At 41.8% G+C, this 26,037-nt stretch carries 5 protein-coding genes, 1 tRNA gene, 1 rRNA gene and 1 pseudogene; 5 read left to right on the forward strand and 3 right to left on the reverse strand.

The window, feature by feature from the left end:
• Nucleotides 1-10: 10 nt before the first annotated feature.
• Nucleotides 11-10,732 (forward strand): hypothetical protein, encoded by a 10,722-nt coding sequence (locus BRC29_05405; GenBank protein PSG99523.1) that lies wholly within the window; start codon nt 11-13, stop codon nt 10,730-10,732.
• Nucleotides 10,733-10,897: 165 nt separating this feature from the next.
• Entirely contained in the window at nt 10,898-21,784 is a 10,887-nt protein-coding gene (locus tag BRC29_05410; GenBank protein ID PSG99524.1) for a hypothetical protein, read from the forward strand.
• Here the strand turns inward: BRC29_05410 and BRC29_05415 are convergent, their stop codons facing one another.
• Entirely contained in the window at nt 21,785-22,090 is a 306-nt protein-coding gene (locus BRC29_05415; protein PSG99525.1) for a hypothetical protein, read from the reverse strand.
• A gap of 46 nt (nt 22,091-22,136) precedes the next feature.
• On the opposite strand from BRC29_05415, the gene BRC29_05420 reads away from it, so the two are divergent.
• Nucleotides 22,137-23,774, forward strand: coding sequence for a hypothetical protein (locus tag BRC29_05420; GenBank protein PSG99526.1), 1,638 nt, complete (start codon nt 22,137-22,139; stop codon nt 23,772-23,774).
• 99 nt (nt 23,775-23,873) lie between these two features.
• On the opposite strand, the pseudogene BRC29_05425 reads toward BRC29_05420, so the two are convergent.
• Nucleotides 23,874-24,077, reverse strand: a pseudogene (locus BRC29_05425) (hypothetical protein).
• Between the two features lie 1,016 nt (nt 24,078-25,093).
• Between BRC29_05425 and BRC29_05430 the strand changes: the two are divergent.
• A complete protein-coding gene (locus BRC29_05430; GenBank protein ID PSG99527.1) occupies nt 25,094-25,321 on the forward strand; it encodes a hypothetical protein in 228 nt (75 codons plus the stop codon).
• Between the two features lie 88 nt (nt 25,322-25,409).
• Here BRC29_05430 and BRC29_05435 read toward each other — a convergent pair.
• Nucleotides 25,410-25,483: transfer RNA gene (locus tag BRC29_05435), tRNA-Ala, on the reverse strand.
• 452 nt (nt 25,484-25,935) lie between these two features.
• On the opposite strand from BRC29_05435, the gene BRC29_05440 reads away from it, so the two are divergent.
• Nucleotides 25,936-26,037 (forward strand): 23S ribosomal RNA (locus BRC29_05440); the annotation flags it as partial.

A 26,037-nucleotide genomic window follows, 5' to 3' on the forward strand; every position in this document is an offset into this window, starting at 1 on the left:
TGGATAAAACATGAAGAAAACTGAATTTTTCAGAACAGCATTATTAGTAACAGTTCTAGTCTTACATGTAGCCCCAGCTTTAGGTGATACAAACTATACCGCTAATTCCGCAACTGTGGACCCAGGAAACGAGGTTGAAAACAGTCTATCCGACACAGAACAAAGAAATGGAATTAACTGGAAAATACAAGAGGAAGATACTTCAGGCGCTCTTGAAATTTTTGGAGACGACAACTTGCAGGTTGATGTAGACTTTAATCAAGTGAGTGAGGAGAACAAGATAACCAAAATAACTTTTATTCACGATAGTAAAACTACTGGAGAATCCTTCGACTGGAGGGTTTATAACTACAATACCGGTTCCTACGATGATAATATATACGATGTCAGCTCGACTTCACTGGACTATGATGCTTTTTCAGTGTGTGAGACCGGAGGATGTGATAGGTTTGATGATCCTCTAAATTATATTTCAAGTAACGGTTTGACCGAGACAAGGTTTCTAGATACAGAGCCGAATTCCGGAACACAGGATAATATGTCGCTTAACTTCCAGGCTGTGGAGGTAACGACTGATGATATACCTCCTGATGTAAGAAATGCTTCACAGAACTACTCCATTATCACTAACAACCAAACTAATTTGCTTGAGGCGGAGGGATACGATAACTTCAACCTTTCTCATGCGAAGCTTGAAACAAACGAAACAGGTGTTTTCGAAAACAAGACCGATTCCTACGGTTCCCCAGAACCATACTACAGTAGACAAAAATGGAATGAAACAAAATTTGAATGGCAAAACAAAAGCATCGAAGAAGAGAAACTAGTTCGATGGAGAATATGGTATAACGATACATCAGGAAACTTCAACGCAACGGAACCCGACTCATTCACCGTAAGACCGACCATCAATTACACTGGACAGATTTCAGTAAACTTCAACTACACCGATCTCACGGAAAGAAACATTGCCGGAAACAGAGAGCTATCACAGACAGTTAATTTTACGAACAAACAAGTAAGGACTCAGGATCTCGATAGGTCAAAGAGAGAAACCATCAATTACAGTGACACCGTAAACAGAAGCCAGAATTTTAAGAAAGACCAAAAAACATCTTTGAAAGCCAATAACATACAGCCCAGAAACACAGACAACAACAGGGCTTTCATAACAGGAGCGAGTCTATCTGAACCTGTTGCAAGATTATCAGGGATAGAACGAATATTTAGCCAAGCGATAACAATTGATCCACAGAACTTCAGATTCTACAATGGCATCAGAACACAGATAAGTAAATTGGAGTATTCTGATCCAGTAAGTAGGGAAGGAGTATTTCAGAGAATACTCAAAAACACCTATAAAGTCTCTAACAATCCCGTGAGAAGATATGTTGGTGAAAGGCTCCTCACCCAGGGTATAGATTACAGTGACGATCGAAAGATCAGTTCATTTCTTAAGAGAAGCCTTGACCAAGTTTTAGAACCGGATGACATATCTACGAGAACAGCGTTCAACCTGAGAGATATATTAAACACATTTAGTCTAAATCAAATTTATACGAGAAACACCCAGGCCAACAGGATATTTTCGGAAACCATTGACTTCAATAGTGACTTTATTCGTTCAACCTCGGTGAAAAGAGCTTTTGAGGACATTTACAGCCAAGAAACTAATGAAGCAAATATTTTCACAGGAGCAAGAACAGTTAGACAAACCCTGACAGGAGATACCCAGATCTTCAGAAGCTTGGAGCTCTTAAGGATAGATGAGACAGTTGTTGGATTAGTAGATGATCAGACCAGACTTTCAATTCTCCAAAAATCAGCTCCGGCGGTAGATATTCTTCAATCAGATAGTTCCTCAAGATCTCTCCTGTCCCTAAGAACACTCGACCAATCCCTTAAAATCAATGAGAACGTTTTCCGATCCTTCAGCTATCAGAGATCGTTGTCTGAAATATTTGAACCAGATACTATCCAGCTCCGGTCTTTCGTTGGCAGCAGATCATTCGAAAATACTGTAAAGATAAGTAACACACAGACACGGGCAGTTCTAAACATACGGAAAATTGGGGAAGAGATTGGTTACAAGGAACAGATAAAACAGGTATTTACAGGGGGAAGAGTGCTTAACTCACAGGTCTCGGTAGTGGCGGCAAATAGGCGCCGAGTTGTCCAGGATAGAGTGAATACAGAAACATACAATGAATTAAACGTATTATCCAGATCTACTATCGGCTTCAGGGAGAGTTCCGTTAATATTGTTACCGGGGAAGCAGTATCCCAATCCGCAGATATAGCAAGAGTCCTCACACAGACAACGGGAATAGAAACCGTATTCATTAGAAATGATATGGAGGTCAACAGAGCTTTATCAGAAGTATTCTCGGACCAGCAAGTGATTGACCGTCAAAGCTTATCGCAGAAACTGGAAACCGTAACAGTTCAATACTCCGAGAATATTCAAAGAAATTCATCGCCTAAAAGGATACAGGATGCCAGCCTAGGGATTATAGCACCTCAAAGCAGTAGAAGCTTTATCGGGGCAAGGCTTCTAGCAGAGAGTTTCCTAACAGCTAATGAACAGACACGGGCTAACACCTTAGCAAGAACAGATGAAACCTTATCTGAAGTAACAAGTAGCTTTGAGAAAACATTTTCAGGTACCAGAGTTTTCTCACAGGCTTTCTCCACGATAATTTTAGATGACAGAGCAGTTGAAACCCGTCGAGAAGAAGGATTCAATACAGAGATAGGATCAACAGAGACTAGAACAAGCTTTTTGGAAAGAATAGAAGCAGAATCAGCGAGCTACAATACCATTGAATTGGGAGTAAGGAATATTATAAGAGAGGTATTTGTACAGTTCGAGCTCAAATCACAGACAACGAGAATCCAGAACTTCGTGAGGCTGCAGGAAATCAGTCTGGATATTCTGACATCCAAGGAAGACAGTTTCAAAGGAGCTAGAAGTCTGGCTGAGACCCTTCAAACAAATGATGACCAAGTATCAGCCAGCAAGCTTGGAAGGGAATTTAACACACCGGCTCCGTTTGCAGGAAGCTTTACAAGATCATTCACCGGCAATAGGTTTATTCAAAATACGTTTTTCAAGAACTCGGATACAATTAGGAAAGGGAGTATAGAAAGGCTAGATGCTTTCAACACCGAGATAGGTCAGACAACCTCAAAGACGGTTCTGAATCTCAGAGATCAGTTAGAGGAACTCAGCATCAGCAATAGTTTCACCAGAGAAACAACGGTGTCAAGACTTTTACAGCAGGAAATAACTTCTAACAACCAGGACACATTTACTTCCAACTTGGTGAGAGCGAACAGTCAAATCCTTTTACCAACCGCGACCAACGCCAGAACCAGTTCAATAAATAGAATAGAGACGGTAACAGCAACCTATATATCGGCCACTACAAGGATAACACAAGTACTAAGAAACAACATTCTAGAGATCAAACCAGAATCACGGGCATCAAGCATTACAGTGGTCAACAGAGCGACAGATGTCAGCCTTGGAATCATAACACCTCAGAACAGAGCATTCGCCGGAACAAGAACTCTATCGGAAATTCTTCGAGAAAGTGATAACCAGTTCTCTTTCAGCAACCTGATAAGAACAGAACCAACCACTGCAGCATTTACCGGAACCTTAACGCGTTCTTTTACCGGTAACAGATTAATCTCAGATGTAGTATCACAGGATTCGGAGATAGATAGAGCGCTCCAAAATCTAAGGGAAAACAGTTTAGATGCAACAATAGGATCAGAAACATTTGGTACAATCGTAAATCTGAGAGGTCAGCTAGAGTCATTTACAGCCAGTACCGAGACAGACAGACAGGTATCAACAGCAAGACTTTTGCAGCAGAAAATAAGTTCCAACAACCAGGAAACAGTTAGTTCGAGCTTAGCAAGGGTAACCAGTCAAATACTTCTTTCAGGTACAACTAGTACTAGAACAGCTTCAACAAACAGATTAAATACGGTAACAACTACATACTCAGACATCAGTATAAGGGTATCTGATGTCCTCAGAAATCAAATTCTACAGATCAGTCCAGAGCCACAAACAACGAGAACCGTAACTTTCAACAGGCAACGCCAGAACGGTATTGGAATATTGGCAACAGGGACAAGAGGGTTCACAGGTTCAAGGATTATCACGGAGACTTTCCAAACGGAGGAAAACCAGTTCATTTTCAACAACCTGATAAGAACAGATGAAACTATCACCGACTTCACAGGGAGTTTGAGAAGATCATTCACCGGGAACAGATTATTCACGGACATATTCTCGATAGATCCGGAGACCGATAGAACAAACAACCTAGACAGAGAAGACAGTTTTGAAACAACTATCAACCAGGAAGCCTCAAGAATAATAGTCAGAACTAAACAGCAACTAGAAACATTCAATATAGAAGATGAGGAAATAGGTCAGCCAGACTTCCTGAGATTGTTAGAGCAACAAATAGAATCACGAAACCAGGAGACCATCACGTCTAATTTAGCCAGAACGACTACAGAAGCTTTACTCCCCGGTACAGGAACTGAGAGAGCGACTACACTAGAAAGAGAGGAACCGGTATCAGCCGTATACTCAACCACAACACTAAGAATAACGAAAATCTTGCGAAGTGAAATTCTGCGGATTAATCCGGAACCACAGACAACAAGAACCACCTCACTCAACAGAGCAGCAGGGACCAGCCTTGGAATTATAGCACCTCAAAACAGTAGAATATTCACCGGAACAAGGCTTCTGGCAGATAGTTTTCTAACAAGTAATGAACAAACACGGACCAATACCATAGAAAGAACAGATGAAACCTTATCCAGCTTAACGAGCGCCTCCACAAGAACATATTCTGGAATCAAAGTGATCTCGGATATAGTGTCTCAGGATTCAGAAACAAGTAGATTCCTAGAAAATCTGAGAGAGAACAATCTTGATACAAACGTAGGATCGACAACTACAAGAATAGCGATAAACCTCAGAAAAAGACTCGAGTCATTCTCAACCAATCCCAAATCAACCAGACAGGTATCAGCGGCAAGGCTTTTACGGCAAGAAGTAACCTCAGAGAACCAGGAGGCTTTCTCCTCAAGTCTCGCAAGAACGACAAGTCAAATACTGTTATTGGGTGAAACAAGCACCAGAGCAACCAAAACAGACAGAATTAATACAGTAACAACTGCATATTCAACTGTTACTGTAAGAGTATCTGATATCCTGAGGAACCAAATTTTAGGAATTGACTCGGAGCCTGAGATAACGAGAAATACATTAATTAACAGACAACAGGAAAATGGTATAGGAATCCTAGCTACAGGGACAAGAGGAAGTATTACAGGAATAAGAACTCTTACGGAGACATTCCAAATAAATGAAGATCAGTTATCTCTCAGCGACCTTGTAAGAACAGATACAAACAGGGTTTCAATCACAGGCAGTTCCGTACGATCATTCACGGGCAGTAGGTTAGTATCAAGTATTTTCACACAGAGCGAGGAGACATTTAGAACCGGTAGTATGGATAGAGAGGATATTCTTGAAACAACTGTAAGTCAGACAGCCTCTAGAACAGCTTTGAACTTCAGAAAACAGTTGGAAACAGCAGTATTCGACGGCGAGGAGAATAGATTGTTACTGGTCTCAAGATTGTTCGAGCAGGAAATAACATCTGGTGATCAACAGACAACCGTCTCGAACTTGGCTAGGACAACTACGGAAGTACTTCTTTCATCCGCGTTTGAGAGCCGGGCAACCGCTTTAGGTAGAATAGAATCAGTTTCAACAGTTTATTCGACAGAGATAAGCACTGTTAGCGATCTTCTGAGAGACGAAGATCTGCAAATCAATACACGATCACAGACAACAAGAACCACAGTTATCAACAGAGCAGTAGATGCCGGCTTTGGGTTTATAGTACCTCAAAGCAGAACCTTCACAGGAACAAGAGGTTTAACAGAGAACTTCTTTACTGAAAGCAGTGAATCATTAGATAGTAATCTGATAAGGACAGATTTGACTACAGCCACATTTACAGGAAGCTTTGCCCGATCATTCACCGGAAACAGAATAATCTCAGATATATTCTCTCAGGATCCGGAAACAAGTAGATTCTTAGAAAATCTGAGGGAAACCGGTTTTGATACAGTTATAGGAACAGAAACAACTAGGTCAATCACAAATCTCAGAGATCAACTGGAAACATTTACACTCGGAAGCGAGACAATCAGACAGGTATCATCGGCGAGAATATTCCAACAAGAAATAACTTTGGAAAGTCAGGAAACCATTACTTCAAATCTGGTAAGGGAAACCAGTCAAATACTTCTATCAGGTAAAACTGCTACCAGAACAGCTTCAATAAACAGAATAAATACGGTAACAACAGCCTATGCATCAACCAGTACAAGAATAGCAGAAATACTTAGAGACGAAATTCTACAGATCAGACCGGCATCAGAGACAACAAGGAACACAGTGGTCAGTAGATTCCAAGCCGCAGATATCGGGGTCTTACCAACAGCAACAAACAGTATCTCGGGCATAAGAACTTTGACGGAAACAATCCAGACAAGTGAAGACCGGTTTATCTCCAGTAACCTGAGAAGAACAGAACAAACCATCACTGCCTTTACAGGAAGCCTGACAAGATCATTTACCGGAAGCAGGTTATTCACGGACGTTTTCTCGATAGATCCGGAGACCGACAGAACCAGCAACTTAGACAGAGAAGATAGTTTCGAAACCACTGTAAATCAGGAGATCTCTAGAACAGTACTCAGAATCAGAGAAGAGCTGGAAACATTTGGCATAGAGAGTGAAGAACTGAATCAACAGAGCTTCCTAAGACTGTTAGAACAACAAGTAAACTCAGAGAACCAGGAAACAGTAACCTCGGACCTGGCTAGAACAGCTACAGAGGCCTTGTTAACCGGTACAGGAACTGAAAGAACAACCACACTAGAAAGAAAAGAACCGGTAACAGCAGTATACTCAAGTACAACACTGAGAATAACAGACATCCTTAGAAACGAAATACTGCAAATTGATACGGAAGCAACGGCAACAGGGTTACCGGAACTCAAAAGGATTGTAATTGATGGCTTGACAGCAGGAACTACAGAAACGAGAACAGTTCTCAACCAGAGGTTGAACCAGCTCTCATTGGATGGAATCATTCTTAACACGCGGAATACATTTACCCTGAGATCGGCAGCAGAAACCATTGCAGGTACAGAAACAGTGAGCACGGAAGCGGCTCTAGACCGTTTACTGGAATCAGGTATTAGTGCGGGAACAATGGAAACCCGGTTCCTATCACAGCAGAGAGTTCTTGAGACACAGACAACAATCGCTTCGAATACATTATCTTTATTTGATCTCCGCAGAACGGTAACCGATTCATACATTTCGACAGAGGAAGCCTTCTATACAGCATCACTAGGCCGAACAGTTTTACAGGATCTAAGTTTAACCAGGAACATACAGACCCGATCAGCGCTCGCAAGATTGAACGTAGAAACATTCACAGGTATAAATACTCCTGTCAGAATCCTTAATCTCAACCGTAACGAACAGATAGAGATTGATTCAGAAGTAGATGTACTTGCCTCTAGCATACTTTCCAGATTTAATGCAGAGAATCTAGCTATCGAAGAATTATCGAAGAAAGAACCTGAATTCAGCAGAGGGATTACAACCCTGGTTTCAGGAGCAGAAACCATTATTACAGAAAAACAGTTCGGGAGATCCCGTATCCTAGGTCTTGAAACAGAGATATTAGCTGATAGAAGTACCGCGTTGCAGAGAGTGACAAACGGGATTATCGACGGCAGCTTCACAGACTCTCAGACAATCTTCCTAAACCGATTGTTGAATAATCAGTTAGACATAACTGGATTCGAATCCAGAAGCCTTTTACAGGACAGATTCACAGAACTAGAGTTCGGAGTAGACCAGAATGTAGAAACCACATCAGTTGTCTCAAGGTTAACAGATACCGCGGTAAAAACAGTAACACCTGACCCGGTTACCAGCAGTAATCTGGACAGAATTATTAACTCCAATCTCGGATACACAGGAGAAGAAAGTGTAACTCTCAGGGTTTACTCCGTTATTTCTCAACCAGTAGGAGCCGGGTTCGATCAGACGGTAAGCTCAAAACTGGAAAGATTGCTTGAACAGGATTTATCAGTAGAAAACAGGGTTGAAAGATTTGTTTCCGTTGAAAGAATCCTTGATTCAGGGTTCCAGACAACCTCAGTTGAGTTAAGAGAAGGCTTGGCTGTGTTCAGAGTTACTGAGGCTGATATTGAAGTAGATAATATCGCTGAATCAGTAAGAGCGGTTGACCGGAACATGGTAGAACTTATTACCGGGACAGGTTCAGAGAACAGAGATGCCAACGGTTTCCGGAAGATCACTGAAACAGTAGGTCCGGAAATCAATAATATTGCCGGATCAAGGCTTGAAAGAATACTGAATACCGAAACTAGTTTAGGATACAAAGCAACCAGTATTTCGGCATTGGGCAGAACAGTTACAAACGGCCTTGGTCTAACCGGTTCAGAGACAACTCAAGGACTTTACTCTAGAACATTGGAGAAGACTCTGTTTACAGACTCTTCCATAGATACTGCAAGAGACATGGACCGTATCTTGACACAGAATCTACTTCAGGAAGACCAAAGCCTGGGCGTAAGCACCTTACCAAGAATCAACGAAGAAACCTTAGATATATCTTTAACTGAGGACAGAAGTAGCTTAACTTCCAGGTTCACCGCTTCAACTCTTTCCTACGGAACATTATTCGATTCAGAACAAAACTTAGGAAGATCGGTAACTCAGGGACTGGTAGAGACATCGAATACTCCGAGAATTTATAGCTCCTTGAGGATCTACGGTACGAATCTTGGTTTTAACGAATCTGTTGATCCAGGGTTCAAGTTGGTTGAGGCAGTGATTGAAACAGGTCTAGGGTTTAACCAAGATAATACAAGAACGGTATCTATGCTGAGAGTTGTATCCGAGGAATACGGTCAGACCTCGATTATTGACAGTATTCTGGATTTACTGGATAGAAGCAGTGACGATGATGATGGCGGAGGCTCATCTGGAGGTGGAGGCGGAGGCACCATAATAGATCCTATTGAGGATGAGGAACAAGCAGAGCTATCATTCACTGATGAGAAACTAAGTATCAAGCTTAAGCCTGGTGAGACCTCTGAGGCAGAGTTAGAGCTTGAAAACACCGGAGATATAGATGCCCTCGCAGATATTGATGTGGAAAGACTGAGCGTGGAAACAGTTGACGCTTTGACTCTTGAACAGACAGAGGTTAATGTACCGGCTGGATCCTCGGTAAAAACCGGTTTAGATATTGTGGTTCCGGGATATCTTTCAGATGAAAACCTTACCAACAGGGTGCTGGAAAGATCGGTTCAGGCATCGGCTAACAACAGTTCTGCTACGATACCGGTCAATGTATTGATAGAGTCTGGGAAACAGGAGCTTCTTGATGTAAAAATGAAGCTATCAGATAATACGATTAAAGAATCAGAAAACACTGATTATAACTTAGAGATCTTTAACTTAGGTCAGTCCGGAAGGGTTGATATAGAATTATTTACCACAGTTCGGAACAGTACAGGACAGGTCGTACATGAAAAGAAAGAGGAACTTGCAGTCCAGACCTCTGCATCAATAGTAAGGAATCTTGACCTGGACTTACCGCCTGGAACATACAGAATTGAGACTAAAGCATCTTACTCAGGTAAAGAGGCCTCATCGTATTCGACACTGATAGTTAGGGAAGAAGACGATCTGACTGATAGCATACCTGTCGGAGATATAATGCTTGCCTTACTGGCTTTACTGGTAATTAGTTCGGTTGCAGGCTTCCTGAAAAGAAAGAGAAGATACGATAAACTGGCACAAAGCAAGGTAGAAGAGATCAAAGAATACTCCAAGAAACAGGATATAGACTTCGGTGAAATCCTCAAGAAGGAAAGCCAGGAACAACAAGAAATACCTGTAAGCGTCGTCGATTCTGGAACCGAAACCGAATCAACTGAAACAGTACAGAAAACAGAAGAGGAACCAAGCCGTCCACCTGTAAAAATCAGTGACGTTGACAGAGAAAAGGATAGAGAAGAGATTCCAGCCAGAGTATCAAGTAAAGAAACTGAAGAGGAGGTAAGTACGGATGATGAAGTATTTGTATGCGATGAATGTAACGAGGTATTCGATTCGGAAAGAGACCTAGAGAAACACAAACAAACCGTCAAAGACGGACACCAAAACAGTGAGGCATTTATCTGTGATGAATGCAAACATGTATTCGACTCAGAAAGAGACCTAGAAAAACACAAACAAACCGTTAACACAGAGAAAGAAAGGAAAAAAGAAGAAAAGAAAGTCGAGGAACTTAGAGATCAAATGATGGAACTAGAGAAAAACATTATGGAAATCAAGTCACAGCAAAAGAAAGAGAAGAGAAAACTGGAGAACAGAAAGGAGACAGAAGACGGAACTGAAGAGAAAATCATTGACCTCAAAGATAAGCTAGGGCAACTTGAAGACAGGAAACAAGGTCTAGAAGCAGATGTATTAGCTGAAAAAATGAAGAAGGATTCACTGAGAGAAGATCTGAAACAGGTGAAATCAAAACTGGAAAGCCTTGATGAAAACCTTGAAGATCTTTAGTTGTCAATAAAACTGACTGAAATTGAGTGAGAATACCTGACAGAAACCCCTGAACCACCAGTTTTTCCCTGAGAGCCTGAAAGAAACCTTAATTAAAGAGCCTAAACAATAATTAGATTATACAACTCCAACCCCCGATACGGCATACAAATGGTGTAAACATAATTGAATAAGATACTCAGTACAATAATTCTCCTAGCAGCAATACCGATATTCGGATCAACAGCCGCAGCATTCTCCTGTGATGAAGGTACCAGCTTAAACGATCCAGAATGTAGGATAACAGGTTCTCAAGACATAACAGGAGATGAAGTGACAGACAGCGACACAGATATCATTGTTGAATCGGGCGGTCGGCTGTATACGGATCATAAGAAGCCAGGAAACTCGCCTACAGCAAAGATTGATCTAACTAACGGTGACTTCATAGTAGAACCAGGTGGTGCGGTACACGCCAACATCAATATTTCAGCCAAAAACATAAAGATAGAGGAAGGAGGTGTGATTGATGCATCTGGACTAGGCTACCAAGGAGCATTAGATTCAGATGAAAGTAATGATGGACAAAACTGTAAGTTCGGAAGTAAGACCTCAAATGCAGGTAATAAACTGTGTTTAGGTGCGGGTCCTAGAGGAGGTGTATCTGGACCCGATAACAGTGGAACAGGAGCCGGAGGGGGAGGACATGCAGGTAAAGGAGGATCCTATTCAGATGGAGGGAATGATCCACCAAACTATATCGCGACTGGTGGAGGATACGGGAATGTAAACGACGGTGAGTACGGAAGTTCAGAGGATCCAAGCACCTTCGGTTCAGGCGGAGGTTCTCATGGCGGCACGAAGACCATTCAAAATGTCGATCAAAGTTTCCAGGGTCACAATCCAGCCTCGGGTCGTGGCCTCAATGAAAACGACCCGAAATTATTCGATGACTCAAGTAATCCCAGTTATAACAGAAATAAGACTATAAAAGAAGCGACTAGGTTCGATTACTTCGGTGTTTACAAGGACGATCCGAACAACAATCTATTAGACTCAGATTACTGGATATCGACAAATAAGGAATACAGGGCCAGCAACTCCAATGACATTGTACTTGGTTCTGGTGGAGGAGTTTTGAAACTGGCTGCCTCCAACAAGCTGAACAACAGTGGAAGTATAGTGTCTAATGGACTAGATGGAAGTAAACAGGACGCGAATGGGCTAAGTGGGGGTGGTGGAGCTGGAGGATCAATTTTTATAACTGCAGGAGGTATCTATGGGGAGGGAACTGTCTCGGCGGATGGAGGATCTTATCACGAACGGCTAGATGAACAGTTTGACGCATTCTCTGGAGGTGGTGGAGGCGGCTATATATACTACGATTATTCTATAAATAAGATGAGCTGGGAAGTATCTGCCGATGAGGGGTCAGGCACATCAGGTATTATTGGAAAGAATTTCGGATCTGGCGAAAATACCAACGGCCGGCCTGAAGAAATTGCAACTAATGGTTCGATCATGAGCGATATAGCTTTCTCGGTAAATGTAAATGATACAATAGTGAATCCGGATGATCCTATAAAAGTAAATGGAACAGGTTCTACTACCGTAAATATCTCCATTAACGGGACTCTGGTTGAATCAATAGAACAAGGTTCTGGTAACAGTTTCTACAATGCAACGGTCAAGAGCCTGGATATTAACGATACCGAAAACTTGGGGAACTATTCAATGACTGTCGAGTCATCAATCTCAGAGAATACAATTACGAGGGAGTTTAATATCTCACATAGAGAGCTTGAAATTAATCAGGACTCAAACTACTTCTTCAAGCCCAGTGAAGGGTTTAATCCGACCGGTTCAGTAAAGCTGACTAAGGAAGATGGGGTCGGAGGCTCAGTAACTGAGGGTTACTCCGGTCAACTTGAGGTAAAAACTTACGAGGATGATGGTTCAGTAGTAGATAATAGAGGTGTATCGACAGATGGGTCAGGAAATTTTGATTTCTCAAGCAGTATAACGGCAAATAAGGGAAAGAAATTCTATGAAGCAGAAGCCGAAACCGATGAAGGGATAAGAGATGCTGACAGCAACCAGCTGGGATGGGTAACTGTAAATGACTCGGTCGTCAATCCAGGTGAGACTATCAAAGTAAATGGTACAGCTTACAACGAGGTGGAAATCTCGCTGAACGGTGAAACCACTTTTTTAACACCTGACCCAGGAAACAATTATTTTGAACAAGTTAGTACAGCTCCGGAAAAGGAAGGAAACTATACTGTAAACGTTACGACCCAGTTGAATGGGGTGGGTATGACGAGAAGCTTTGATTTGAATGTTAGAAGCATAGAGTTCACGTTGAATTCCAACTATCCTCGTGATGTTAATCCTGGGGTGAACCTAGGTTTAAGTGGGGAAGCCAAGAAGATAGGAGAGAAACCAACCGGATATTCGAAGGACTTAAATATAACTTATTTCTCGGAACAGGAGGGTACAATCGTCACTAAACCAGTGGAACCAAATTCTGACGGCTCCTTTAGTTCCTCACAATTTAACTCACAGCTGAAAGCAGGGGACAGAGTATTAGAGATAAAATCTACAAACGATGATAACATAAAAGCCAGAAGAAATGACAGTATCTCAACCAGAATAAGGCTGGAAAATGTTAGTTCCACAAGTCCTGAGAAAAGATTGTTCCCAGACAGCACGATAGATCAGACACCTTACATTAACCCAGACCAAAATGTCACCATAAATGCTTCAACCCGTACAAGCCTCAACTCCATCAAAAACGTTACAGCACACATAACTACACCTTCCGGAGAAAAAAAGAAGGTCGAGCTAAACAACCAAAGCTTAACGGATGAGAAACTAAAGTGGAGCAACGAAAAATCGATCAGCAATTTCTTCAGTGCCCAGTACGGCAACTATAGCTTGAATTACAGCACTTACGATGACAACGGTAACCGAGAGGATACAAATGAAGAGAAATCGTTCTTTGTCTACAGAAATCTTACAATATCCCCAACACACGACAGAAAGATTAATGATAGCGAACAGTTGAACATATCAGGCACATCAATGCTTACCGTTGGGGACGAAACAGGCGGTCCTTCAAAACAGGGTTTTAACGGCAACCTGAATATACTTTACTACAACCACAGCCAGGAATCCGACAAATTCTCCACCGTAGAAAACGCGAATCATAACCTACCCGTGGGAGGAAACAAACCCCCTATAGGCTGGGCAGGTAAAGATCCTACCGTCACCTTCATAGGTCGATTCTCCGGTATAGAAGAATCAAACCAGTGGAACAACAGAACCGACTGGGATTCTCCTCTATCTAGATCTGGGTTAGTACATCAAGATATTTCAGACGGTATAAGATCGGCCGACAAGATTACTCTTGGATACAGAAAAGATAATACAGGTCTCGGACTTGAGCACTACTACTCCTTAGACAGCGATTCAGAGCCTTTGATAGACAGCAAGTCATCAGAGAACTTCGAAAGCTATGGCTCAGTTAATCTGGGTTCCCCGGGTATAACAAGTTCAACATCAGCAGAATTTAATGACGGAGCCTTGAGAAAATCCGAGCAGATTGTGAACGGAAGCGAATTTACAACAAATATTTGGCTGAAGCCGGAGGAAATTCCTTCAGAATCGGAAGATCCAGCAGTGATAATAGATTCCCCCCAGATACTGGATATCCAGTTGGTTAAAAATGATGAATTATACGTCAGTCTTAACACAACGGAAGATAATTACAGCCTGGAAACACAGTCAAATGCAATAAGTACTGGAACCTGGCAGATGGTAACTGTAAAGTATAACGGATCGGAACTGGAAATATTCAAGGACGGCAGTCCAGTTACCTCAGCACCGGCCAATGGCAACATTGAGACAAAAGGCTCGCCGACATCCGTGGGAAGAGGAGAAATGGATCAGACATCCCACTATTACAACGGTTCTATAGATGAACTGAGAGTATACAATTCCAGCCTCTCCGAAAACAATATTTCAAATATCTATAACTATGCCAAGGAGGGAGAACAAACTGCAGGGAAGAAGTTTTTCTCCGAGAAAGTCAGACCAGAATCACTAATCTTAAATGGTGTAAATGCAAATACAAACGATCGGAAACTAAATCTGAGACTGAAGAGCGATACCAATGGAGACGGAAGCTTCGAGGAAACATCTGATACCGTAGAGCTTGAAAACGGTAAATCTGAATACAGTGTATCCGGTCTTAGCGAAAATACTTCAGAGATAGCCCTAAGAATAGAAATGGAAGGTAACATAACCCATTCACCTGTTCTAAGATCTCTTAACGTCTCGAGAAGGCTCTCAACTAAAAACCCTGGCTTAGACATTACACCTCCCGAAGGACACGATGCAAATGTTTCCGGCAGACTGATGGAAGGTGAGAGAGAGACAAGAAAGCTCCCTGAACTCGCCGCTTCGGACAACAACCTTCTATTGCTCTCAGCAGATAAAAGCGAATTCGATATAAGAGTCAACTATACTGAGATATACACCAATATCACAAAACAAAATGTAAACGTAGAAAACGGCGGTTTTTCCACCAACTTTACCATGCCGGAAGGCGCTAGAGAAAGAGAAATAACTTACTACACTACCACCGAAAACGGTATATTCGGGATCAACAACAGTTTCGCTACCACCCAGATAGAGTTTGTTGATACCAATGTAGAGGATAATCGGACAGGCGACCTTTTTGTCGACGTCAACGGAAGTTTAGAGGCCTCAGCAAGTCTGGGTAAAACTTTCAATCCGATTGAATTTGTTAGAGCGGATATTGACTCTCAATCAAAGCAATTCGATCTATCTGGTTCAGGAAGAGATTATAGCTCAGTAATACCTATCAGCGAGATAACAGATGAAACAGGGAACTACAATATTTCATTCAAAGCAAAGGACACAGAAGGAATACGGGAAGGCTTCTCACCACAAGAAGAGATCAAAATAAGAAATGGAAGTATCACAATCAATCAAAGCGAAGAGACAATAGGGGTGGAAAGAAATTTCACAGTGAATGGTACAGTACTACATAACTCAACCGATGAAGCATACGATACCACTGTAAACGTCTCGATACCGCAAAATAACTACTCCAATGTCACAGAAACCAACGGTTCAGGTTTCTACTCAGTAGAGCTCGTATCTCCATCAGAGATAGACAACCACACCATCGTTGTCGAATCAAACGACACAAAAGGTATAACAGGAGAGAAAACCGGTGAGATAGAGGTTGCCGTAGAAGGAGATGTGCAGATTGATGTGCCGGAAAAAATAACCGCTACCGGGGTACATCTAGACTCGGGTATTAACAAAACTTATGAACTGGACATTAAGAACACTGGAGATACCGAAATCCGGGGCGTAAAAATTTACCATAAAGGATTGCCTTTTGTTGGAAATGAATATCCTAGACTATTGGAAGATGAGGGTGCGACGGACTGGAAGAGTTTAAACAAAACCTATGATATACCTGCTGGAGAAACCAGAACCGTAGAAGGAGAAATATGGATAAAAGAGGCCTCAAAGGCAGGTACGTACAGAAATATAAAACCAGCGTTCATATTCGATAAATCTTCAGGTGAAACCAGAACCGGTAATGGAAGATTTGACGTGGAAGTTGAGGCAAATCAAAGACCTTTGTGGCAGGAAAATAACAGTGTCACGGCAAATGAGGGATTTAATGGAAATATCTTACCGGATGGAGTGAACAATACAATATTCAACCAAGGTTCCGGAACTGCAGAAACCGTGACCTGGAAGATATGGAATGATAGATTCGGAGCTTGGACCGAAAGATTTACCCCAAAGCAAGAGCCCTCTGAACGACAAATTGCAGGAACAGATCTAAGTCCTGGGCAGACACTAACCCTACTAGACTACTTTGTAAATATACCGGAAGGAACGCCAGCAGACAACTATACAACAAAAATAGGATCAGATTCGGATAGCCCGGATCTCACAAACAATAAAACAATCACAGTAGAGATCCCAAGCAAACCGACCTACAAACTTAATCTAACCAAAATCAAAGATGGCGTGAAGATACCGGATGAAGAGAAAATATCCAAAAGCAATCCAATAGATGTAGGAAAACTCAATGTAGGTAACTCAGGTAAATTGTTCAAAATAGAATTAAAAAATACTGGAAACGAGGATCTAAAATGGTTCTTGGACTCAACAGCAAGTACCGGGGATGACAAAGATATTTTCTCAATAAACTCCAGTGGTAAAAATAGTGAGACAGCTACTTCAGCAATAGAGCTGGAAAACCAAGAAAATTATACTTACGATATTCCAAACAAATCTGTTCCAACATATTATAGTATACCTTCTGATGAAACCGGTGGAACCTACAAAGCCAACATAATCATCAGCTGTACCCCTATAGATGACACAAGAAACTGTGAGGATCAAACTGTACAACTTCCAATTAAAGCAGAGATTGATGATCCTGCTCCATATTTCGAGAACTTATCCGTTGAGCCATCGGTTCAAGTTATTGACAAGAAAGTAGACTTAGAGGCCGATGTACTAGACAATGATCAAGGATATATCTTCAGCGAGGAACCTGTAAACTTCACACTGCTGAAAGATTTGAACGACACTGTGAGTAGAACGAATCTAGGCGCCAATTTGAAAGAGGGGACGACTTCAACCTTCATTTCCAACTATACAGCTGATGAAAGCCTTTCTCAAGGACCTGATTGGTACGGCGTAAAAGTAGAAGCGAGAGACTCATCAGGACAGAAAAACATATCAAAACAGGTTGAATTCAAGGTGAGAAAGAAAGTTGATCCAAAATTAACCACAGATAATGATACTCTGGCGTACAATAAAGTGACATCGGAAAGTAGTCAACAAAAGCGAATTACCGGCTCGATTGCAGGAGGAGACTTCGCAGCAGATAAAGTCAATCTAACAATCAGCACCAACAGCACCAAGGCCGAAAATAGCTTCAATATCGGAGGAAGATTTGAACGTTACGGAAAAATAGATCCAGAAGAGACAGTTACATTTGACAAAACAGTGACAGCAAAAAGCGGTACTGATCCATCTGTATACCAATTAAATCTAGTATTAAAGTGGGAAAACCCAGATGGTGAAAAGGAAAAAAAGACAGCTGACGTGAATCTTGATGTCAATTCGACCAAAAAAATAAGAGGAAATCACCCAGACCCAGATAGAATTGAGATCGACCACAACTCAACCAAGAGAGACTCCTTCACAGTAGAATCATTCGGTAATGACGAAGCAACAGGAATTGACTTCAACTTCAACTGCACTGACTGTGATGAAGATGTATCCTTCGACTTTAATGCTTCAGATGTTCGTCTTGGGAGCGGAGAAGAGGTCACTATACAGTCCAATGTTACAATAGCCGAGTACGTACCCACAGGCCCTATTTACGGAAATATGGAGGTAGACTACGACTCCGGAACAGAATCATTAGAACAACTGGAGATTTTCGTAAAACGTCAACAAGCAGTGAGTGTTGAACCTGATAATCAGTCTAGTAGTTTACAGATTGATACAGGTGTAGAAAGGTTAGGTACTCTTTCGACCAAAAATATTGGAAATGAGAATATAGATATTGAGTTTGATGACAATGATAGTAGTAGTAGCTCGAACGAACTCTTCCTAGATGAGAAATCGACTCCTTACGGCACAACGATACAACCAAGTAATAATGATAGTGTGGCCATTAAATTTGACTCTGACTCAGAAGCGGTAAGTACCGGCACATACAAGTATTTTGTAGAGCCGAAACTCGGTTCCGGATCCTTAGACAAAAAGGAGATCCTGAACCTAACCGTCACTGTTGAAGACTACAATCTTCTAATTAACAACGTATCCAAAAAGAAGAAAATCAAGGAGGGAGAAAACCTAACTGCATCATTCAACGTGACAGAAGGGGAAGAAGTCATAAATGATGATGTATCGATAGATCTTAGGATTTCCTCAAACGGGAGTGAGTTTGGTATCCCTGAGTACTACAACGATTCAACGAAAAAATGGGAATCTTCCTTCAACGCACCTGATCTTCCGGACGGGGAAAACCACAACTATAGCTTCCTAGCTGACTCACCCTCCTTCGAGGTTACACTTGAAAACTCGACAAATGTATCGTACTTGGATGTTTCGGCTCCAACGGTTGTAACTGCCTCAGCTGATTCAGTTTTCAGCGGCAACAAGTCAAATATGAGTGCAACGCTTAAAGATGACAGCAACGTAACGGATGTTTCAGCTAAAATTACGGCCCCCTCCGGAAGCACTGAAACAGAATCGTTCACAAAAAATGGTTCAAACAGTTTCGAAACACAGTTCAATAAAACAACGGAGAAAGGTCTTTACACCGTCAACTTCACAGCAACAGACGAATTAGACAATGCAGGTAGTTTCATCAGATACATGAGGGTATACGAACCAATTAATGTAAACGGAACTGCCGTCAATCCCGTAGATTCTACGGAAATAGAGCTTCTTAACCCTGATGGAGAAGTCTCTGAAAGAATTGAACCAACAGAACAAGATGAGTACAACGAGACAATTAAGACCGGTAACTTTGATGTCAGAATTAAGCCGGATGAGAATACAACAGCGTTTGTAGAGGACTTCCAGGGGAAAAAGGTAGCTGAATCACCTCCAAAGTTTGATTCGGTGCTTGAACCTAAAACGGTAAACCCCGAAGGAAGACTGCTAACAGGATTTGGATTGAACTCCGAGAACTTCAAACAAATCAACGGCAGGATCTCTGTTGACTACTCAGGTTTCAGGGATAATATATCATTCGTGGGCAACCTAGTGATCCAGAAATGTGAGAACTACAACGTCAGTGATGGAGATGGAAACTGTATCTCAGGTTTCGAGGAGGCCGGAACAGTTGTAGATAGGTCTTCAGATCTTGCATACACCAATATATCCTCATTCTCTGCTTACGTATTAACAGAGAAATCATCAAGTGACAACACGTTAAGCGTAGAACTGGAAGAAAATCTCTCAGATCTTGATCTCGGCTCCTTACTGGAACAAGCTGCATCAAGTTCAGGTTCCTCCGGCGGCGGTGGCGGAGGCGGTGGTGGAGGCAGCGGCGGAAGCGGTGGTGGAGGATCACCATCCGGGTTCGGAGATCTAGTAGATCAGTTGAATAATTCAGAAAGCCAACTGGCAATCGGTAACAACAGATTATCCGTATCATTAGAACCCGGAGAAAAGAAATCGACAGCTGTATCCGTACAGAATCCAAGATCTGAAGCAGTAGAAATAGATATAACCCCTACCGGGAACATCGAACCTTTAATCAGCCTTAACAGCTCCGTTGAACTTCAACCAGGAGAGTTTAGAACAGTGAGGATCGAAGTCGATGCAGAAAATGAATCAGAGCTAAGACAGATCAGCGGATTCCTTAGAGTAGAAGGCGAGGAACAGGAAAGATCAATACCTTTCAACATAGAAATAGTATCATCAGAAAACAGACTACTGGACGTAAGCGTTGAACCAACAGTAGAAAGCTTTGAACCCGGGGAAGCAGCACGATTAAAGCTTTCATTCAGCAACCAAGGATTCTCAAGAGCTGTGGACGCAGAGACAACTATAGAAATAGAGGATATAGTTGAGAATGAAACAATCGCTAGAACCACAGATACGTTCGCAGTACAGACCACCCTGGACAGAGTTGTCGAACTCCAGATCCCTGAAAGCGCAGACATAGGAACTTACGAGGCCAGAGCAGATGTAGAGTACTCAAACGTACCCGGGAACCGTTCAGCTACAGCAGTAAACCAGGTAGATATCCGGAGACCATTCCTGGAGAGAAAAACACTGTACCTAACCAACCAGACCTGGTTCATAATCATATTCCTACTGATAGCAGGTGGATCAGGCGGCGGCTACTGGTACTACAGAAAGAAAAAACTTGAAGCCAAGAGAAAAAGGTTTGAAGAACAGGTAGACAACGATGCAATACCATCAGACACAGGAAGATCAGCGTTCGTAGGAGAACTATCCGAAATAGGCACAAGATCCTTCATAAACCTAGACGACCTGATGACCCACTGCCTGACAGCAGGAGCTACCGGTGCAGGAAAATCAGTAGCAGCACAGGTAATCGTCGAAGAAGCATTGGAACAAGGAGTTAATGTAATCGTATTAGATCCAACCGGACAATGGTCAGGTTACCTAGACGAAAACGAAAACGATGAATTCTTCGCATTCTACAGCGACTTCGGTATGAAAGAAGGTGATGCAAGAAGCTACGAAGGTAACATCAGAGCAGTCGATGCAGACCAGGACACGATAGATATCACAGATATCATGCGGCCCGAAGGAGATGAAGGCAGTATCCACGTCTTCTCGATGCATAAACTGGAGAACGCAGAACTAGAGGAATACCTCTCAGATACAATACAACAGATCTTCGATTACAACCCTGAAGAAAAAGACAGCCTGAAAACCCTGATATGTTACGACGAGGCACACAGAGTTCTACCAAAGTTCGGTGGAACAGGCCGTGGAGTCAAAATGCTTGAGAGAGGTGCCAGAGAGTTCCGTAAATGGGGTACCGGCATGCTTATGATATCACAGGTAATCGAGGACTTCCCTGAAGAGGTAAGAGCCAACATCGGTACACAGATCCAGATGCGTACAGAATACGAAGGAGATCTCGATAGAATAGAGAGAAAATACGGTAACAACATCACCCAAGGAGTTACAAAGGCAGATACCGGAACCGGGATGCTTCAGAACTCATCATACAACCACGGTAGGCCTTACTTCGTCGACTTCAGACCTGTTAAACACAGTCCAGAAAGGCTCAGCGACGAAGAACTAGATAAATTCGAGAAATACAACCGAAGGGTAGACGAGTTAGAGGATATGATCTCTATCCTCAAGAGTCAAGACGAAGACGTATTCGAATACGAATCACAGCTCAAACTCGTTAAGAAAAATATCAGGAAAAGAAGCTTCAACCTGGTAGATACATACCTTGATGAACTAGAAGAAGACCTCAACGATGCATTAGACATCTAATTAGAGAAGTAATAGAGATGATCCAACTGTTAGTATACCTATAGCCCACAGAACAGTGGTTAAAACTGTTAAGGCTCTCCTCCAATCTCCGCGCATCTCCCATACATTCGAGAGAACCGAGCTTGACATGGCCAAGGCAAATATGAAATTAGCAGCCATCAACAACCGAAAAATCTGGATCTCTGCAATTACAAAGCTTGCAGTTAGTAAAGATGTACCGTAAAAAAGGCCTTTACTTAACTGAAAAGTCTGTTCAGGATCGATTTCAACCTCATCAATCTTTGAACCGTCTCCATATGACCTCATTTTATTCCACCGTGAACCCTTTAATTGAGCGCATATATTAAAGATTATGGATCTCCTGTCCGAAAAAGAAAAGGATTCACTGAAATGTGGGGAATGTGATCAGGAATTCGACTCCGAGAGAGGGCTTAAAGTCCATAAGAACAAGGCCCATTCAAGCGATAGCTCCAGCGACAGCGATGACTCTGATGAAGATACAGGATTGGATGATCCGGTTAAGCCTGATTCAGCGCCGGACGAGTTAATCGAACAGATAAAACAGATGAAAAAAGAAGTTAGAAAGCTGAGAAACAGCAACAAGAAGACAGAGACAAAAGTAAAGGGAATGGAGGAAAGAATCAACTCCTACAACGAGAGGATAGATACGTTCTCAGATAGATTAGGAAGCACAAAGGAAAATGCCAGGCAAAACGAGAAAGAAATCGGGAAGATACAATCGAAATCAGAGAAAGCCCTGGATCTAGTAGAGAAAATCGATCCACAGGAAATGAGTAAGAAGATCGAAAAACGGGATGCAAAATTAGAACAAGCCAACACACAGATAGATCAGACAAGAAGCCAGATCGGAGATCTTAGAGGAAATCTATCGGACCTGAGAGAGACCGTAAACGACTTCGAAGGCCTAGACCAGATCAAAGATATGAAAGGAGAGGTTAGAGAGGACCTACAAAAGGCAAAACAGAAAGAACAGAAGATGGATGCACAAGCCAACAAAGTCGAGGACATGTTTCTTGAGATGCAGGAGAAGGTATCAGAGATCAAGAAGATAGATGAAAAACAACAGGATCTAGATGAGAGATTCCACGAGCTGAGAAAAGTCTTCGACGATGTACAGGTCAAGGTAAATGACCTCCCGGAGAAACAGGAGTTCGAAGACCTGAAAACCGAGGTGAAAGAAAGAGCGCAGGAAATTGATGCTCTTGTTCCCGCAGTAGAATCAGCTGTCGAAAACATAGAGAAATACGATGACCAATCCTTCGTAACACAAGAAGAATTAGACGAATTAACCGGAAAACTGGAAGGTATTACAGAACTTGGAGATAAAGTTGAGAACTTACATGAGGAAATAAATAAAGGAACAGCGGGTAGCCCGGTAAGTAAAGGAAGAATTGAAGGCCTAAAGGAACGGATCGCAGAACTAGATGAAGGTATGAATGATGAGACAATGGAGAGTTTGATTGAGGTTCATGAGAAGATGGCGGAACTCGATGAGAAGCTGGAGGAAAACAGGATTGAGGTCAAGAAAATTTCGGAAGTACAACAGGAAAAACAGAAAATAGAGGAGATCCAGAAAGATATCAAAGGAAGCTTTAAGCCTTTGAAGGACAGGATATCGACTTTGGAAGAAGCATTATTCAATATAGAAGTAGTGGAAGGCCAAAAAAGCTTTTTCCAATACTTGAAGTTTAAAGTAATCGGTTTAATTGAAGGAAGACAGATAGAAAGCGATGACCTGGAATTCTACAGATGTGATAAATGTAAGAAAAGCTTCGGATCCTCTGAAGTACTTAAAAAACACAAAAAAGAGATACACGGCCAGAAACTAGAGATTTGTTCATACTGTGGGGAAGACTTCGCACTCCATAAGAAACTACTTAAACACAAGATTAGAGAGCACAAAGAGATTTTAGAGCACGAAGAACCATCTTTACTAGAAAGTTTGAATGACGAAATCAAATCTGAATAAACCTTTTTCAATAGACTCAGACTATAAAGTAATATGACCTATATCTGCCCTGTATGCGATGAAAAAATGAGTAGTGAAAAAGGCATGGATCTCCACCAGAAAAAGGAACATACCGAAGAAGAGATCAAACAGGCAGAAAAAGAACAAGAAAAATCTGAAGAAGAATCCGAAAATACCGATCAAGAAGAACAAACCCAAGAACAAGAAGAAACTGGGACTGAAGAAACAGAGGAAGAAGAAGCCCAAGAGCCGGAAAACAAAAAGGAAGAGGAAGAGACTGCGGAAACAGAAACCGAAAGCCAAGACGAAGCAGAGGATACAGAAGAAGCAAATGAAGACGAGGAAACAGAGAACCAGGAAGATGAAACAGAAACTCAGACAGATGATCAAGAGGAAGAAACAGATTCAAGTGATTTAGGAAAGGTAAAAGAAGAAATAAATGAGATATCTGAAAGCATAGAGGAACAAAAACAGCAAAAAGAAACCGATTCAGAAGATCAAGAAGATGAATCAAACCAAGAAAGGGAAGAAAACAAACAAACGGAGACAGAGAATGAAAAAGAACCTGAAGATACGGAGATTGATCCGTCTGAAATAGATTTAGATGACATAGAAATAGATGATGATACTGAAGACATTGAAGATTTAGAGGTCGAAGAGCCGGATACCGAATCAGTTCAATACGATGACACGAATATCGAAAACGAGATGGGAGATCTACTTGAGAAAGTTAATGAGATGGATGAAAAAGTAGCAAAGGCAGTGAAAGCAAAAGAAAAAAGAAAGAAGGCTGAAAACGAGGTCGAAGAACTGAAAAAGCAAAAAAGGGAAATGAAAGAGAATATTGAGAAGCTGCAGAAAAAGGAAATTGAGGAAAAACAGACTTTGAGAGATATCAAGAATAAAGGGAAGAAACTGAATGTAAAGATCCATAAAATTGAGGAAAATGTGACAGGACTCGAAGAAAGGAAGAAAGGATTGAAACAGGATATATCCGATCTAAGAGATGAGAAAAAGAACCTGAAAAAGGACATAAAAAGGATATCATCAAACATGGAGAGCCTAAAACAAAGTCTAGGCGACCTACAGGACTAGCCGATTACAGTACGGCTTATTACAACGTTGCCAGAATCCCTGCCAATTTTTCTAAATCACGCACACTCTGTTTAAATTGAATTGCTTATGAGTGCCCAACTGTCGATCGGTTTCTAATGAAGCTGCAATGAAAAATCAGTGGTAACAGAAAATTGTAACCGAGAAAAACAATAAGATATTTAATATCCTCATCACATCTCGATCATATAAAAGGTGAGAATGAAATGGCTAGGATAAGCGTGGATGTACCTGAAAGACTGAAGGATGAAGTCAAGGAAACAGCTGAAAGAAAGAACTTCAAGAACCCCTCAGAGTATATCCGACAGGCACTACGAGAGAAACTAGAAGAAGACAGCGAACTAGACCCTGAACTGCTTCTAAGGGCTATCAAAGTAAAACAAGAGAATGTAGAAACTCAGAGCCTAGAAGAGGTTAGAGAGGAGATTACCTAGTGGTTGAAATAACCTCAGAAGCCAAAAGAGACAAAATATTTTTGCGCCGGAAAACAAATGTCTTGAAAAACTGTACCCAGGGAAGTGTTGGACTCGCAGGGATTTGAACCCTGGGCCTTCCCCTTGCAAGGGGGACGTTCTGCCAGACTGAACTACGAGCCCTTCTTCTCGTAATTCAATAAATGGAAGCCAATTTTTTAAATGGGAATCCGGTCCGGAAACCGACTCTGTTCCAACCCTATTTAAAGTTTTGAGATATGTGTTATGTTGCGGGCCAGCAGAGATACCTGTAGATTTAAGGTAATCTGCATTTAACTATAGATATTGAGGTACGGATCTAAAAGGTCTTTGCTCGCAATTTACGTGTACAGAAGGGGCGTCAAGAACGATGTCCTAAGCACGAAACGTCGTCCGACCTTTTCGGAATGAAGGACGATAGTAATGCACACCAAAAGATCGTTTTGTCTGATCACGTCTTTTTTGGCGTTTGCATTGGTGTAAGAAGGTTTGACCACCACAAGTCAACCGGGTTTTCAGCTTATCTTTGTTTCAGTTCTACTGAAACATGGAGCATATCAAGCTGGAGACACCCGAAGTTGAGTTGCTGGTTAAGCCAGGTAGTGAATGGCTCGGTTCGAGAAGCCGACGAAGGACGTGGCAAGCTGCGATAAGCTTGGGCGAGGTGCATGCAGCCTTTGAGCTCAAGATTTCCGAAT

The sequence above is a fragment of the Nanohaloarchaea archaeon SW_7_43_1 genome, assembly GCA_003009795.1.
In the GTDB taxonomy this organism is placed as follows: domain Archaea; phylum Nanohalarchaeota; class Nanosalinia; order Nanosalinales; family Nanosalinaceae; genus SW-4-43-9.